The organism is Faecalicatena fissicatena, from assembly GCF_016900595.1.
Lineage (GTDB): Bacteria > Bacillota > Clostridia > Lachnospirales > Lachnospiraceae > Claveliimonas > Claveliimonas intestinigallinarum.
In genome coordinates this window covers 35,103-49,128 of record NZ_JACLYY010000010.1, presented here as the reverse complement: position 1 = coordinate 49,128, position 14,026 = coordinate 35,103, and the positions used below count along the sequence as shown (strand labels likewise).

The following is a 14,026-nucleotide window of genomic DNA, read 5'->3' as shown; positions in this document are numbered from 1 at the left end:
GCGGCAGACCTTTGGATCGCGGGACAGACGCGGCGCACAAAAGAGCATACTTGAGAGGAAAAAGACATGACAGAATTTTTGATCAGACATTTTGTAAAAGACTATGAGCAGACAGAGAAGGTGTCCGTCCGCACCCAGTATGGCACGCTGGCGTCGGTGGTGGGCATCTTCTGCAATGTGCTGCTATTTGCGGCCAAGGCTGTGATCGGCCTTCTGATGCACAGCATCTCCGTCACAGCGGACGCCTTCAACAACCTGTCCGACGCGGCCTCATCGGTTATCGGCCTGATCGGCGTGAAGATGGCGGGAAAGCCGGCGGACAGCGAACACCCCTTTGGCCACGGACGGATGGAGTACATAACGGCTCTGGTAGTCTCCTTCCTTGTCATTGAAGTGGGCTTTACCTTTTTCAAGGACGCCATCGGCAGGATACGGGAGCCCCAGCACATGGAGTTCAGCATGGTGTCCGTGCTGATCCTGCTGCTGTCCATCTGCGTCAAGCTGTGGATGAGCTTCTTTAACAGGAAGCTGGGAAAACGGATCGACTCCAAGGTGATGCTGGCCACGGCGGCGGACGCCATCGGGGATGTCATCACCACGTCGGCCACGGTCTTTTCCCTCCTGTTCTTCAGCTTTACAGGGTGGAACATTGACGGCTTCATCGGACTGTGCGTGTCCCTTGTCGTCATGTGGGCCGGCATCGGCATTGCCCGGGATACCCTGAAGCCCCTCCTGGGGGAGGCCATCGACCCGGCGGACTACAAGAAGATATCCGGCTTTGTGGAGAGCTATGACGGGATCGTGGGAAGCCATGACCTGATCGTACATAACTACGGCCCCGGACGGAACATGGCTTCCATCCACGCCGAGGTGCCCAACGATGTGGACATAGAGACCTCCCATGAGATCATTGACCGCATCGAGAGGGACGCAGTGAGAGAGCTGGGCGTCTTCCTCGTCATCCATATGGATCCGGTGGAGACGAAGGACGAGAAGATCCTGCTCGTGAAGAGGCAGGTGCAGGAGACGGTGAGCAGTATCGATCCGGAGGTCTCCATCCATGACCTTCGGGTGGTGGAGGGAAAGGAGAGAGCCAATGTGATCTTCGACATGGTGGTTCCCTACCGCTACACGAAGGAAGAAGAAAAGGAACTGACAAAAAAGGTGAGAAAAGCACTCCAGCAGATCGACCACAGATATCAGTGCGTGATCACTACAGAAAAGAGCTACATAGCACAGGGAGAGGACGAGTAATATGTATGCATTTGACAGCAGGGTGAGGTTCAGTGAGGCAGACCACCACGAGACCATTACCCTTCCGGGGATCATCAATTATTTTCAGGACTGCAGTATTTTCCACTCAGAGGATGTGGGCCTTGGGATCGACTATCTGAAAGAGAAGAAGAGAGCCTGGGTGCTCACATCCTGGCAGATCGTTGTGGACCGGTATCCAAGGATCGGCGAGCGCATCCGGGCGGCCACCTGGGCCACGGAGTTCAACGGCCTGTACGGCTACAGAAATTTCTGCATGTGGGACGAGAAGGGGGAGAGGGCAGCCTGCGCCAACTCCATCTGGGCCTTTATGGACCTGGAGAAGGGGCGCCCGGTGAAGCCCCAGCCGGAGGATATAGAAAAATACGGCACGGAGGCGCCTCTGGAGATGGAGTACGCGCCGAGAAAGATCCGGCTCCCACAAAAGCTGGAGGAGGGAAGCGCGTTCCCGGTGCGTAAATATCACATTGACACAAACGAGCATGTCAACAACTGCCAGTATGTGCAGATGGCCCTGGAGGCGCTGCGTGAGGAGATGCTTGTGAGGCAGGTGCGGGTAGAATACAAAAGATCAGCTGTGCTGGGGGACATGATCTGTCCCAGGACGGCAAGGGAAGAAGAAAGGACAGTTGTGGAGCTGTGCAGTGCGGAGGGAAAGCCGTACGCAGTTGTGGAGCTGACAGGAGAAAAGAGATGTTAGAAAAAGAATTAGGGAAAAAACAGACGCTGACTGTGGTGAAGCAGACGGAGTTCGGCGTGTATCTGGGGACAGATGAGGAAAGGGTGCTGCTTCCCAGAAAGCAGGTGCCCGCAGGAACCCGGCTGGGAGACAAGATAGAGGTATTTCTCTACCGGGACTCACAGGACCGGATCATTGCCACCACTCATGAACCGAAGATCCAGCTCGGTGAGGTGAAGCTGCTGACGGTAAAGGATACCGCTCCCATCGGGGCCTTTCTGGACTGGGGGCTGGAGAAGGATCTCTTTCTCCCCTTTAAGCAGCAGACGGCAAAGGTGAGGAAGGGGGACGCCTGTCTTGTCAGTCTCTATGTGGACAAGAGCGGAAGGCTGTGCGCCACTATGAAGGTGTACGATAAGCTGGAAAAGAGATCCCCCTACAAAAAGGATGACAGAGTCACTGGCATCATCTACGAGAAGAGCCTGAACTTCGGCCTTTTCGTGGCTGTGGACGACCGGTACTGCGCCCTCATCCCCAAGAGGGAGGCCGCGGGAAAATATAAAGTGGGAGACCGCGTCGAGGCCCGTGTGACGGACGTGAAGCCTGACGGCAAGCTGGACTTAAGCCTGCGGGAGAAGGCCTTTATCCAGATGGACAGGGACGCGGAGGCTGTCATGGAAAAGCTGTTGGCAAACGGCGGGGAGCTCCCCTTCACGGACAAGGCGGATCCGGAGCTGATCCGGGCGGAGTTCGGCTTTGGCAAGAACGCCTTCAAGAGGGCGGTGGGACGCCTGCTCAAGGAGGGAAAAATCGAGATCCGAGAAAAAACCATTGCAATCCGGTGAGATGAGGTTATAATGGTGAGTGAGCAGGGGTGTCCGCTTGCGGGCAGTACCCATATATGAATCTGAGAGAAAGGAACAAAGAGCATGAAAGTACAGAATATTACCGATATCGATAAGTTTTTTAAGGTCGTTGACGACTGCAAGGGAAGAGTGGAGCTGGTGACAGGTGAGGGAGACAGACTGAATCTGAAGTCCAAGCTGTCTCAGTACGTGTCCATGGCCAACATATTCTCCAACGGCGAGATCCCGGAGCTGGAGATCATCGCATACGAGAAAGAGGATATTGACAGACTGGTCAGCTTTATGATCAACGGGTAGTGAAACACAGAATTCTTGCGCCTCCCTTTCAAACGTAGTACAATATTTCCAAGTACCACGTCTGAAAGGGAGGCTTTTTATATGAGTTTTGCGCATCTGCACGTCCACACAGAGTACAGTCTGCTGGACGGATCCAATAAAATAAAGGAATGTATCTCCCGGGTGAAGGAGCTGGGCATGGACAGCGTGGCCATCACGGATCACGGCGTCATGTACGGCGTGATCGACTTTTACAAGGCGGCCAAGGCGGCTGGAATCAAGCCGGTGCTTGGGTGCGAGGTGTATGTGGCCCCCGGCTCCCGCTTTGACAAGGAGGCCAGAGGCAACAGCGAGAGCAGGTACTACCACCTTGTGCTGCTGGCGGAAAATGACACCGGCTACCATAACCTGATGAAGCTGGTCTCCCGAGGATTTACGGAGGGCTACTACTACAAGCCCAGGGTGGACATGGAGCTCCTTCAGGAGTTTCACGAGGGGATTATCGCCCTCAGCGCCTGCCTGGCGGGGGAAGTGGCCAGAAATATCGTGCAGGGACTCTATGAGGAGGCCAAGGAGGCGGCCCTGCGGTATGAGAAAATCTTTGGAAAGGGCAATTTTTTCCTGGAGCTCCAGGATCACGGCATGTCCCAGCAGCAGATGGTGAACCAGGCTCTTGTGCGCATGAGCCGGGAGACGGGGATCCAGCTGGTGGCTACCAACGACGTCCATTACACCTATGCGGACGACGTGAAGCCCCACGATATCCTCCTCTGCCTCCAGACAGGGAAAAAGCTGGCGGACGAGGACCGGATGCGCTACGAGGGCGGCCAGTACTACATCAAGTCCGAGGAGGAGATGAGGGGACTCTTCCCCTACGCCCTGGAGGCTCTGGAGAACACCCAGAAGATCGCGGACCGATGCAATGTGGAGATCGAGTTCGGCGTGACCAAGCTGCCCAAGTACGATGTGCCGGAGGGATACACCTCCTGGGAATACTTAAATGAACTGTGCCACAAAGGGCTGGAGGAGAGGTATAGCCCTGTCACAGAGGAGCTGAAGGAGCGGCTGAAATACGAGCTGTCCGTCATCCACGACATGGGCTACGTGGACTATTTCCTCATTGTGTGGGACTTTATCAAATACGCCAGGGACAACGACATTATGGTGGGGCCCGGCCGCGGATCCGCTGCCGGCAGCATTGTGGCCTACTGCCTGGGCATCACCAGCATCGACCCCATCCGGTACCAGCTCCTCTTTGAGAGGTTCCTCAACCCGGAGCGTGTGTCCATGCCGGATATTGACGTGGACTTCTGCTTTGAGAGAAGGCAGGAGGTCATCGACTATGTGGTGCGCAAGTACGGCCCTGACCGGGTGGTGCAGATCGTCACCTTCGGTACTCTGGCGGCCCGGGGCGTCCTTAGGGATGTGGGCAGGGTCATGGATCTGCCCTACGCCTTTGTGGACACTATTGCGAAAATGGTTCCCACAGAGCTGAACATCACCCTGGATAAGGCCCTTGCCATGAATCCGGAGCTGAAGAAGCTGTACGAGGAGGACAGCCAGGTGCGGGAGCTTGTGGACATGTCCAAGAGGCTGGAGGGACTGCCAAGGCACACCTCCATGCACGCGGCCGGCGTGGTCATCAGCCAGAAGGCGGTGGACGAGTACGTGCCCCTGTCTCTTGGCTCTGACGGCTCCGTGACCACCCAGTTCACTATGACTACCCTGGAGGAGCTGGGCCTTCTGAAAATGGATTTCCTGGGCCTTCGGACCCTGACGGTGATCCAGAACGCGGTGGAGCTGGCCCAGAAGAGCACAGGAAAAGAGATTGACATACACAGCATCGACTACAATGACAAGGAGGTGCTGGACTCCATCGGCACGGGAAAGACAGACGGCGTGTTCCAGCTTGAGAGCACCGGGATGAAGGGCTTCATGAAGGAGCTGAAGCCCCAGAGCCTGGAGGATATCATTGCCGGGATTTCCCTGTACCGGCCCGGCCCCATGGACTTTATCCCCCAGTATATCAGGGGAAAAAACAACCCGGAGCTGATCACCTACGACTGCCCCCAGCTGGAGCCGATCCTGGCACCCACCTACGGGTGCATTGTCTACCAGGAGCAGGTTATGCAGATCGTCCGGGATCTGGCCGGCTACACCCTGGGACGAAGCGACCTTCTGCGCCGCGCCATGTCCAAGAAAAAGGGAGATGTGATGCAGAAGGAGCGGCAGAACTTTGTCTATGGCAACCCGGAGGAGGGAGTGCCCGGCTGTGTGAACAATGGCATAGATGAGAAGACGGCCAACAAGATTTACGACGAGATGATTGATTTCGCAAAATACGCCTTCAACAAGTCCCACGCGGCGGCCTACGCGGTGGTCTCCTACCAGACCGCCTGGCTGAAGTACTACTACCCGGTGGAATTTATGGCGGCTCTCATGACATCCGTGATTGAAAATCCATCCAAGGTGGCAGAATATATTTACAGCTGCCGCCAGATGGGCATTGACATCCTGCCCCCTGACATCAACAAGGGCGAGGGCAATTTCTCTGTGGACGGAGGCAATATCCGGTATGGCCTGGCAGCTATCAAGAGCATCGGGAAGCCGGTGATCCACTCCATCATCGAGGAGAGGGAACAAAACGGCCTCTTCCGCAGCCTGAAGGATTTCATCGAGAGAATGTCCGGAAAGGACGTGAACAGGCGCACCATCGAGAACTTCATCAAGGCGGGGGCCTTTGACGGGCTGGGAGGCACAAGGCGGCAGTTCATGGCCATCTACGTGCAGATCCTGGACCAGGTGAACCAGGAGAGAAAATACTCCATGACCGGTCAGATGTCCCTTTTTGACCTGGTGGATGATGAGCAGAAGAAGGAGTTTGACATTCCCCTCCCGGACGTGGGCGAGTATGACAAGGAGACAAAGCTGGCCTTTGAGAAGGAGGTCAGTGGCGTGTATCTGACCGGCCATCCCCTGGAGGACTACGAGGAGAAGTGGAAGAAAAATATTTCCAGAACCACCCTGGACTTTCAGATCGATGACTCTACCAGCCGCTCCAAGGTCCGGGACGGCGCCAGGGAGACAGTGGGCGGCATGATCACGGCAAAGACCATCAAGCACACGAAAAACAATAAGATGATGGCCTTCCTAACTCTGGAGGATCTGGCGGGCACGGTGGAGATCGTCGTATTTCCCCGGGATTACGAGAAATACCAGCGGATGCTGGGGCAGGATGACAAGGTGTTTATCCGGGGCAGAGTGTCCGAGGAGGACGACGCCCCCAGCAAGCTCATCTGCGAGAGCGTGGTGCCTTTTGAGCAGACGAAGAAGGAGCTGTGGATCCAGTATAAGGACAAAGCCTCCTACATGGAGGACGAAGAGCATCTCTTTGACATGCTCCGGGCCTCCGACGGGGACGACTCGGTGGTTATTTACTGCCGGGCGGAGAAGGCGGTGAAGCGTCTTCCGGCCGGAAAAAATATTTATATTGAGCCTGGAATACTGAGCAGATTGACGAATTATTTCGGAGAAAGTTGTGTAAAAGTTGTAGAAAAACCCATTGAAAGCATAAGGTAGATAATGTAGAATGGTAAAGAATAAGAGAAAGATCCAGATTATGAATACACGACAAATGGAGGAAAAATCATGGCAGAGAAGAAGGTAATTCGTACGATCGGAGTTTTGACAAGCGGCGGTGACGCCCCTGGAATGAACGCTGCGATCCGTGCGGTAGTGAGGACAGCTTTAGGGAAAGGCTTAAAGGTAAGGGGTATCCGCAAGGGATATCAGGGACTTCTGGATGAAGAGATCATAGACCTGACTGCGAGAGATGTATCCGACACGATCCAGAGAGGAGGCACCATTCTGCAGACAGCCCGCTGTGAGGAGATGCGCACAGAGGAGGGACAGCAGAAGGCTGCGGCTATCTGTAAGAAATACGGCATTGACGGCCTGGTAGTCATCGGAGGAGACGGCTCCTTCGCGGGCGCTCAGAAGCTGGCAAACCTGGGGATCAACACCATCGGTATCCCGGGAACCATCGACCTGGACATCGCCTGTACAGAATATACGATTGGATTTGACACAGCTGTAAACACAGCTATGGAGGCTATTGACAAGGTAAGAGATACTTCCACATCCCACGAGAGATGCTCCATCATCGAGGTTATGGGAAGAGACGCCGGATGGCTGGCCCTGTGGTGCGGTATCGCCAACGGCGCTGAGAGGATCCTTCTTCCCGAGGAGCACGACTTTGATGAGGCCGCGATCATCGCGGACATCCAGGAGTGCAGAAAGCGCGGAAAGAAGAACTATATCATCATCAACGCGGAGGGAATCGGCGGCTCCATTGAGCTGGCCAAGAGAATTGAGGCGGCCACAGGCATGGAGACAAGAGCCACCATCCTGGGACACATGCAGCGCGGCGGAAGCCCCACATGTAAGGATCGTGTGTACGCTTCCATCATGGGCGCGAAGGCAGTAGATCTTCTGATTGAGGGCAAGAGCAACCGCGTAGTTGGATACAAAGGCGGCGAGTATGTAGACTTTGATATCAACGAGGCGCTGAACATGCAGAAACAGATTCCTGCTTATCAGTATGAGATCGCGAGAGAGCTGGCACTGTAAATGACAAAGGATGTATTGATCAGTATTTCCGGACTCCACTTCGGTGCAGGGGAGGAGAACGGGGAGGGCGAGCCGGTGGAGATCATCACTCCGGCCGCCTATTATCTGAAGAATGACAGGCACTACGTACTCTACGACGAGGTCGTGGAGGGCGTGCCCGGCACGGTCAAAAATACGATCAAGATCATAGGCGACAGCCTGTTCGAGGTGCGCAAAAGCGGGATCGCCAACGCCCGGATGGTGTTTGAGAAGGGCAGGATGAACATGACCGCCTACGAGACGCCTTACGGGGAAATGATGGTGGGCATCCACACGAGAGATATCACCACCGAGGTGTCAGAGGACAGGATCGACGTACACATCAGCTACGCCCTGGACATCAACAGCGAGCCCCTGTCCGATTGTGAGATAGATGTGACCATCCGCCCGGTGCAGCCGGCACAGCCGGCGCAGGGTTCTGCCCCGGAGCAGATATAAAACCAGAAAAAAACTCCAGGCCTTTCAGCCTGGAGTTTTTTTGCCTCACTATACATGATACGTACTATATTTTGTCCCGAAGCCTGGCGATAAAGCCCTTCTTCTTCGGGGGCGCTTCCAGAGGACCGCGCAGGCCTCTCACCGCTGTGATATAGATGCCGCTCACGGTTGCCTTGACTTCCTTTTTCACGGGAATCAGGGGATACACCTTTGAGTCGCACATCAGCGTCATGATCTTTGGCCCAACCTTTGCCTTCACAACCGGCACCTTGGACCGGCGCAGATACTTGGGTGTGTTTTCCAGCACGATGGAAGGAAAGCCTGCGTCTCTCAGGCGCATGGTACGCTTGTCAATGATAAGCATGGTAACTGTCTGTGCCGCGGCGTCCAGCTGCTCCTGCTGCTCAGCCTGTCTCCTCTCCGCCTTTCTGCCGAGGAAGTACAGCACGATACACGCAATGATCAAAACGACCAGAATTACTAACAAAACAATCGTCAATGTATTCACGGGGAAACCTCCTCACTATGTAATAATCGCACAGTATATTTTAACATTGTTTAGGGGGTTGCGCAATGTTTTTCTTGGAGAGATTTGGCCTTTTGCGGGGAAAGACAATGAAAAAAGCATAAACTTACTTTTATTCAAAAGCGGGATGTGCTATACTGATACGAGTATCCGGTAAAGATGAAAGACAGGGTACGGAAGAAATCATAAACGATTAAGAGGTGTAGACATGAAAAGAAAAGCAGCGCTTTTACTGGCCGGCATGCTGGTATGCTCCGCCGCGCTGGCAGGATGCTCCGGCAGCAACCAGGCGTCAAATGACTATGTGACTGTCGGCGGCTACAAAGGGATAGAAGTGGACAAGGTGGCAGATCAGGAGGAAGTGACAGACGAGGATATTGACAACTATATAGCCTCTGTTCAGCAGCAGAATGCCCAGGAGGTGACAGACCGCCCTGTCCAGGAGGGAGACATTGCCAACATTGACTTTGTGGGCAAGATGGACGGACAGGAGTTCGACGGCGGCTCCGGTCAGGGCTATGATCTGACCATCGGCTCCGGCCAGTTTATCGATGGATTTGAGGACAGCATCATCGGGCACAATGTGGGAGAGACCTTTGACTGGAACGGTCAGTTTCCGGATCCCTATACTGGAAACCCGGATTTCTCCGGCAAGCCGGTGACATTTACCATCACAGTCAACTCTATCAGCACCCTTCCCGAGGTAAACGATGACTTTGTGAAGACCGTGTCTGATGAGTCAACGACAGTGGACGAGTACAGAGAGGAAGTCAAGAAAACTCTGGAGGAGTCCGCAAAGGACAACTACGACTACAGCCTGCAGGCAGAGGCCTGGGACGCGGTTCTTGAGAAGGCAGAGGTAGAGAAGTATCCGGAGGATGAGGTGAACGAGATCAAGGATCAGCTCATTCAGCAGTACAAGGACGCGGCAGAGTCCTACGGCATGACCTACGAGGACTTTATCTCAAGCCAGATGAACACGGATGTGGCCAGCTTTGAAAAGCAGGCGGAGGAGGCAGCTCAGCAGTCTATCAAGCAGAAGTATGTCGCCGAGGCCATCGCGGATAAGGAGAAGCTGACGCCTACAGATGAGGAGTACGAGGAGCATTTCCAGGAGCTGGCAGAGTCCTACGGCTTTGAGGATGTGGACGCGCTGAAGCAGGCGGCCTCAGAGGATGACCTGAAGGACATGGTGCTCCAGCAGATCGTGCAGGAGTGGCTGGCGGACAACTGCATACAGGTGGTCAATGACTCGGCGGAGTAGATGGAAGGGCCGGGTCAGGCTACAGACAAAGAGATTTTCAGGCAGGGCGTGGCTCTGCCTTTTTTATACTTCCAGGCATAAAGTACTGCTTGACAGTATATTGTAATTAATAAATTTGGCACATGTGTCAAAAATATTCAATGGAAGAGGCTCTGTATGGAGATTGGGAGAGAACAGCCTGAAGCTACAGACAGTATTTACCCAGATTTAACAATAACCCTCCTGTTTGCTTGCTATAATGAGAGCAGACAGGAGGGTTATTATGCACAAAGACAGCAGATTTATGAGAGAGCACCCGGTTGCCCTGATCGCACTGATCATAACCGTCGTGTGCCTGGCAGCAGGACTTTCCACAGGTGTCTCGGGGTTCCTGGGAGGAAAAGAGGGAATTTCCGGTTACATTTCCACCTGGGCCTGGAGGCTTGGAGTATCCTTTGCGGCTCTGTCCGCAGCGGCGTACATTGTTGTTCGGGAGATGAACGCAAACAAGCAGAAGGGACGGAGCATAGTCCGCACCGCCCTCATGGCCCTGGGAGTGGCGGTGTGCCTGCTTCTGGTGATCTGGCTGCTGCAGGCACCTATACGAGACATTCCCTATCTGATGGCGCCGGAAGGCGCCTATGTGCGCCAGCTCAGCTATGATGTGAGCACTGGTGAAGACACAGATCATTACTATGTGGAAGGGATCAGCGCAGAGGGAAAAGAGGTGCGTTTTCAGGTAAACAGATCCACGTACAGGCAAGGAAAAGAGCTGCTGGAGGAAAATCCGGGAGTGATCATGAAAATTGACTATCTTCCCCACACAGATGTGGTGATGGAACTGGATTACAAGGAAAATCTTGACCGAGCGGCCTATCAGGACAGGATCAGCCCGGAGCTCTCGGACAACCCTGAAAGCTTTCAGATCCAGATCGGACAGGATGTGTTTACAGTGCCCGTGGCAGTCAGCAGGCTGCGGGAGAAGGGCTGGAATTTTGTGAGTCAGGAGGAGGCAAATACAATGGTCGCATCTATTTTCGCCCCCTGGGAGAGCCGCTTTGAAGACCATCCCCTGATCCACCTTGTCAACGGCAGCGGACAGACCATCACAGTGTTTGTCCGCAATACGGCGGACCACGAGGCCCCTGCGCAGGACTGCATGGCAGATGTGATTTCCCTGAGCAATGACAATCTGGAATACGAGGGGATCGATGTGTTCCTTCCCGGAGAGCTGATCCTGTCCTGGTCCGGGAAAGAACAGATGACAGAGCAATACGGGAGACCGGATGAGATAAATGAGCTGGGAGATTATGAGACAGAATATACCTATCACCTTTTGGGAGAAGAGTACGGGCACAGGCTGCGGCTGGGCTACGGGGCAAATGATCTTCTGAACTCTATCTGGATAGAAAATTGGATAGAGGCGGATGATTGAAAAACGGGGCTGAAAACGTACAGAGACACACGGAATAGAATCCCGCTAAACCGTCCGATATAATTTTTACAAAAACGAGAGGACGGTTAGATCAATGGAGAACAAAAGAGACATGTCTGCGCTGCGCCGGCAGGAGCTGGCCCACATAGCGGCCTTTTGGCTGGAAAATGTCAGAAAGAGGATCAAGGAATCCTCCTACATCAAGTACGGGAACCTGCTTAAAAATCACATTTTACCGGAGCTTGGAGAACTGTATGTCACAGAGATCTCCACAGAGCGGGTGGATTGCTTTGTCCGGAGCAAGCTGCTGGAAGGGCGCAGGGATCACAGGGGCGGTCTGGCGGAGAAGACGGTGAAGGATATACTGGCGGTCCTGAAGGAGGTATGCGGCTTTGCCGTGCAGCTGGGCTATGAGATCCCCTGCCGGTTTGAGCTGATACGGCTGCGCCAGAGGGAGAGACAGATCCGGATACTGGACAGGGAGGAGCAGAGAGCGCTGGGAGCCTTTCTCTTCCAGGACGAGGGGCTTTTAAAGACAGGGGTTCTTCTCAGCCTCTACATGGGGCTGCGGATCGGCGAGGTCTGCGCCCTCAGGCGGGAGCATATCCGCTATGAGGAGGCGGTGCTCCAGGTGCGGCTTACCATGCAGCGCATCCAGGATCCGGAGGCGCACGGCGGGAAAAGGACCAAGATCATAGTGACAGCTCCCAAGAGCGGTAAATCCCTGCGGGACATCCCCATCCCGCAGCCGCTTTTTGGAAGGCTTCTCGCTTTTTCAGAAGATGTACCGGACAACGCCTATGTCCTTACCGGGCGGCCGGACCGGTTCATAGAGCCCAGGACAATGGAAAACGTGTTTAAGCGGTACCTGAGAGAATGTCACATGCCGGACATCAACTACCATGCCCTCCGGCACACCTTTGCCACCCGGTGCATTGAGAGTGGATTTGATGTGAAGACGCTCAGCGAGATCCTGGGGCATGCCAACGTAAATATCACCCTGAACAGATATGTCCACTCCTCCATAGAGCGCAAGCGGGAGAATATGGGCAGACTTCAGGTGCTGTACTAAAGTAAAAAGCCATTGCCTGGCCGGTGAAGAGTAACTCTTCATCTGTCAGGCAATGGCTTTTTCGTAGATTAATCAGCTCTACGAAAAGCAGGTGAGAAAAATGGGAATAAAATAATATGAAATGCAGAAATAAATTGATCAAATTTGCCCTGTATCGTGAAAAAAGCAGGGAAAACGCCCTGTAATCTTACACAAACTTAATACACCGGCAAAGGTTCCCTGTTGAATTATAAAAAAAAATGCGTTATAATAGCTTCGGTTTCGTAGAGCTGATTAATCTACGAAAAACAGGAGTGATTTTATGTGGTGCATACTCAGATGCCAGTCCGAAAAGACAGAGCAGATCATGGAATCCTGCCGGAGAAATATATCCGGCCAGGTGCTGCGAGATGTTTTTACATTTACATACGAGAGAATGCGCCGCTATGAGGGTAGCTGGCACACAGAGACCAGATCCATGTTTCCGGGCTACATTTTCCTGGAGACGGAAAAGCCGGATGAGCTGTCAGAGGCGCTTGAGCCGTACCGCGGCGTGGTGTCTGTCCTGGAAAATGACAGACTGCTGCTGAAGGTACAGCCGGAGGAAGAAGAGCTCCTCCGCAGTCTGTGCGGCAGAGAGCATCACCTGGCAATGTCACAGGGCTATATCCGCAATGGGATCACCCACATAACGGAAGGACCGCTTGTGGGGATGGAAAGACGGATACGGAGGATCGACAGGCATAAGCGACTTGCAGACATTGCATCGCCGGTACAGGGGATGGAAGGTCCGGTGCGGGCGGGCCTGGAGATCACATCCAAGAGTTGAAGAACAGGAACTCGATCAATCAGAAAAATACGAAGATCAGAGCCATTGTCTGTGGTCAGTGCCATGGGGAATGGAGATTTTTGTGATAGTGGTATGTGGCAGCAGTCCGGAATTTTTTGAAATTGCGGATATGGCGGAGCATACCCAAAAAGGGGCTGCATGAAGCGATATGTGGTATGTGATACAGACAACGACAGGCAGTGAAGAAGCGCTTGTCTGCATGATCAAGGAAATGATTTCTGAGGATTTCTATAGGGAATGCTTCTATATAAAAAGGGAGTGCGCCAGGAAAGAGGGGGATGGATGGCAGATACATCTCGCAGCCATGTTCCCAGGCTATCTCTTTGTGGACACGGACAAACCAAAGGAGATGTACATGGAGCTGAAGGGAGTCCCCAAGCTGACAAAACTCCTGAAAGAGGAGGGAGAGACATTTCTGGCAGTGTCGGAGGAAGAGCAGCGATTCCTGGAAGAAATCCAGGACAGACAGCATGTGGTGAGAAGATCCCTTGTGCAGCTGGATGCTGACAGGAAGATCATCAGCGCAGACGGACCGGTAGGACTGTATCTATCCCATATCGTCAGGCAGAGGATTCGCAAGCGCTATGTGCTGATAGAGAGGGAGCTTCTGGGAGAGAAGAGAAACATCTTATTTGGGATCAGACTGGAAGAAGATAAGCTGGTAGATGACGACTGAGAGAGTCGGGACATCTGCCGGCTGCTTTTTAGTATATGAACGTATT

The 14,026-nt window shown here is 53.7% G+C and carries 13 protein-coding genes; 12 read left to right on the top strand and 1 reads right to left on the bottom strand.

The window, feature by feature from the left end; genetic code table 11:
- The first annotated feature begins 66 nt into the window (after positions 1-66).
- From H7U36_RS10775 to H7U36_RS10745, 7 genes are all read left to right on the top strand, one after another.
- Positions 67-1,254 (top strand): cation diffusion facilitator family transporter, encoded by a 1,188-nt coding sequence (locus H7U36_RS10775; RefSeq protein ID WP_033126020.1) that lies wholly within the window; start codon positions 67-69, stop codon positions 1,252-1,254.
- A gap of 1 nt (position 1,255) precedes the next feature.
- The gene (locus tag H7U36_RS10770; protein ID WP_138302917.1) at positions 1,256-1,972 is read left to right on the top strand and encodes an acyl-[acyl-carrier-protein] thioesterase; all 717 of its coding nucleotides are present in this window, start codon (positions 1,256-1,258) and stop codon (positions 1,970-1,972) included.
- A complete protein-coding gene (locus tag H7U36_RS10765) occupies positions 1,966-2,796 on the top strand; it encodes a CvfB family protein (RefSeq protein WP_033126022.1) in 831 nt (276 codons plus the stop codon). Before H7U36_RS10770 ends, H7U36_RS10765 begins: the two co-directional genes overlap by 7 nt.
- 84 nt (positions 2,797-2,880) lie before the next feature.
- On the top strand, positions 2,881-3,114 hold the full coding sequence (locus H7U36_RS10760; protein WP_033126023.1) for a hypothetical protein: 234 nt from the start codon (positions 2,881-2,883) through the stop codon (positions 3,112-3,114).
- Between the two features lie 81 nt (positions 3,115-3,195).
- The gene (locus H7U36_RS10755; protein ID WP_205156137.1) at positions 3,196-6,672 is read left to right on the top strand and encodes a DNA polymerase III subunit alpha; all 3,477 of its coding nucleotides are present in this window, start codon (positions 3,196-3,198) and stop codon (positions 6,670-6,672) included.
- Between the two features lie 69 nt (positions 6,673-6,741).
- Positions 6,742-7,722 carry a 6-phosphofructokinase gene (gene pfkA / locus H7U36_RS10750; protein ID WP_033126025.1) on the top strand — a complete coding sequence of 327 codons (981 nt, stop codon included), beginning with the start codon at positions 6,742-6,744 and terminating at the stop codon, positions 7,720-7,722.
- A complete protein-coding gene (locus H7U36_RS10745) occupies positions 7,723-8,199 on the top strand; it encodes a YwiB family protein (RefSeq protein ID WP_033126026.1) in 477 nt (158 codons plus the stop codon).
- Positions 8,200-8,263: 64 nt separating this feature from the next.
- On the opposite strand, the gene H7U36_RS10740 is transcribed toward H7U36_RS10745, so the two are convergent.
- Positions 8,264-8,707, bottom strand: a complete 444-nt coding sequence (locus H7U36_RS10740; protein ID WP_033126027.1) for a hypothetical protein — start codon at positions 8,705-8,707, stop codon at positions 8,264-8,266.
- A gap of 226 nt (positions 8,708-8,933) precedes the next feature.
- On the opposite strand from H7U36_RS10740, the gene tig reads away from it, so the two are divergent.
- The 5 genes from tig to H7U36_RS10715 all read left to right on the top strand — a co-directional run bounded on the left by tig (position 8,934) and on the right by H7U36_RS10715 (position 13,980).
- Positions 8,934-9,989: a trigger factor gene (gene tig / locus H7U36_RS10735; protein ID WP_205148864.1), complete on the top strand. Its 1,056-nt coding sequence runs from the start codon at positions 8,934-8,936 to the stop codon at positions 9,987-9,989.
- A gap of 262 nt (positions 9,990-10,251) precedes the next feature.
- Positions 10,252-11,403, top strand: a complete 1,152-nt coding sequence (locus H7U36_RS10730; RefSeq protein WP_205156136.1) for a hypothetical protein — start codon at positions 10,252-10,254, stop codon at positions 11,401-11,403.
- Positions 11,404-11,497: 94 nt separating this feature from the next.
- Complete coding sequence (locus H7U36_RS10725; protein ID WP_205156135.1) at positions 11,498-12,475, top strand: tyrosine-type recombinase/integrase; 978 nt, start codon at positions 11,498-11,500, stop codon at positions 12,473-12,475.
- A 301-nt stretch (positions 12,476-12,776) separates the two neighbouring features.
- A complete protein-coding gene (locus H7U36_RS10720) occupies positions 12,777-13,283 on the top strand; it encodes a transcription termination/antitermination NusG family protein (protein WP_205156134.1) in 507 nt (168 codons plus the stop codon).
- 169 nt (positions 13,284-13,452) lie between these two features.
- Positions 13,453-13,980 carry a transcription termination/antitermination NusG family protein gene (locus H7U36_RS10715; protein WP_205156133.1) on the top strand — a complete coding sequence of 176 codons (528 nt, stop codon included), beginning with the start codon at positions 13,453-13,455 and terminating at the stop codon, positions 13,978-13,980.
- The last annotated feature ends 46 nt before the right edge of the window (positions 13,981-14,026 follow it).

Bases quoted from the DNA above. Each gene is read 5' to 3' on its own strand.
- H7U36_RS10775 (WP_033126020.1), top strand. From the start codon at position 67: ATGACAGAATTTTTGATCAGACATTTTGTAAAAGACTATGAGCAGACA.
- H7U36_RS10770 (WP_138302917.1), top strand. From the start codon at position 1,256: ATGTATGCATTTGACAGCAGGGTGAGGTTCAGTGAGGCAGACCACCAC.
- H7U36_RS10765 (WP_033126022.1), top strand. From the start codon at position 1,966: ATGTTAGAAAAAGAATTAGGGAAAAAACAGACGCTGACTGTGGTGAAG.
- H7U36_RS10760 (WP_033126023.1), top strand. From the start codon at position 2,881: ATGAAAGTACAGAATATTACCGATATCGATAAGTTTTTTAAGGTCGTT.
- H7U36_RS10755 (WP_205156137.1), top strand. From the start codon at position 3,196: ATGAGTTTTGCGCATCTGCACGTCCACACAGAGTACAGTCTGCTGGAC.
- pfkA (WP_033126025.1), top strand. From the start codon at position 6,742: ATGGCAGAGAAGAAGGTAATTCGTACGATCGGAGTTTTGACAAGCGGC.
- H7U36_RS10745 (WP_033126026.1), top strand. From the start codon at position 7,723: ATGACAAAGGATGTATTGATCAGTATTTCCGGACTCCACTTCGGTGCA.
- tig (WP_205148864.1), top strand. From the start codon at position 8,934: ATGAAAAGAAAAGCAGCGCTTTTACTGGCCGGCATGCTGGTATGCTCC.
- H7U36_RS10730 (WP_205156136.1), top strand. From the start codon at position 10,252: ATGCACAAAGACAGCAGATTTATGAGAGAGCACCCGGTTGCCCTGATC.
- H7U36_RS10725 (WP_205156135.1), top strand. From the start codon at position 11,498: ATGGAGAACAAAAGAGACATGTCTGCGCTGCGCCGGCAGGAGCTGGCC.
- H7U36_RS10720 (WP_205156134.1), top strand. From the start codon at position 12,777: ATGTGGTGCATACTCAGATGCCAGTCCGAAAAGACAGAGCAGATCATG.
- H7U36_RS10715 (WP_205156133.1), top strand. From the start codon at position 13,453: ATGTGGTATGTGATACAGACAACGACAGGCAGTGAAGAAGCGCTTGTC.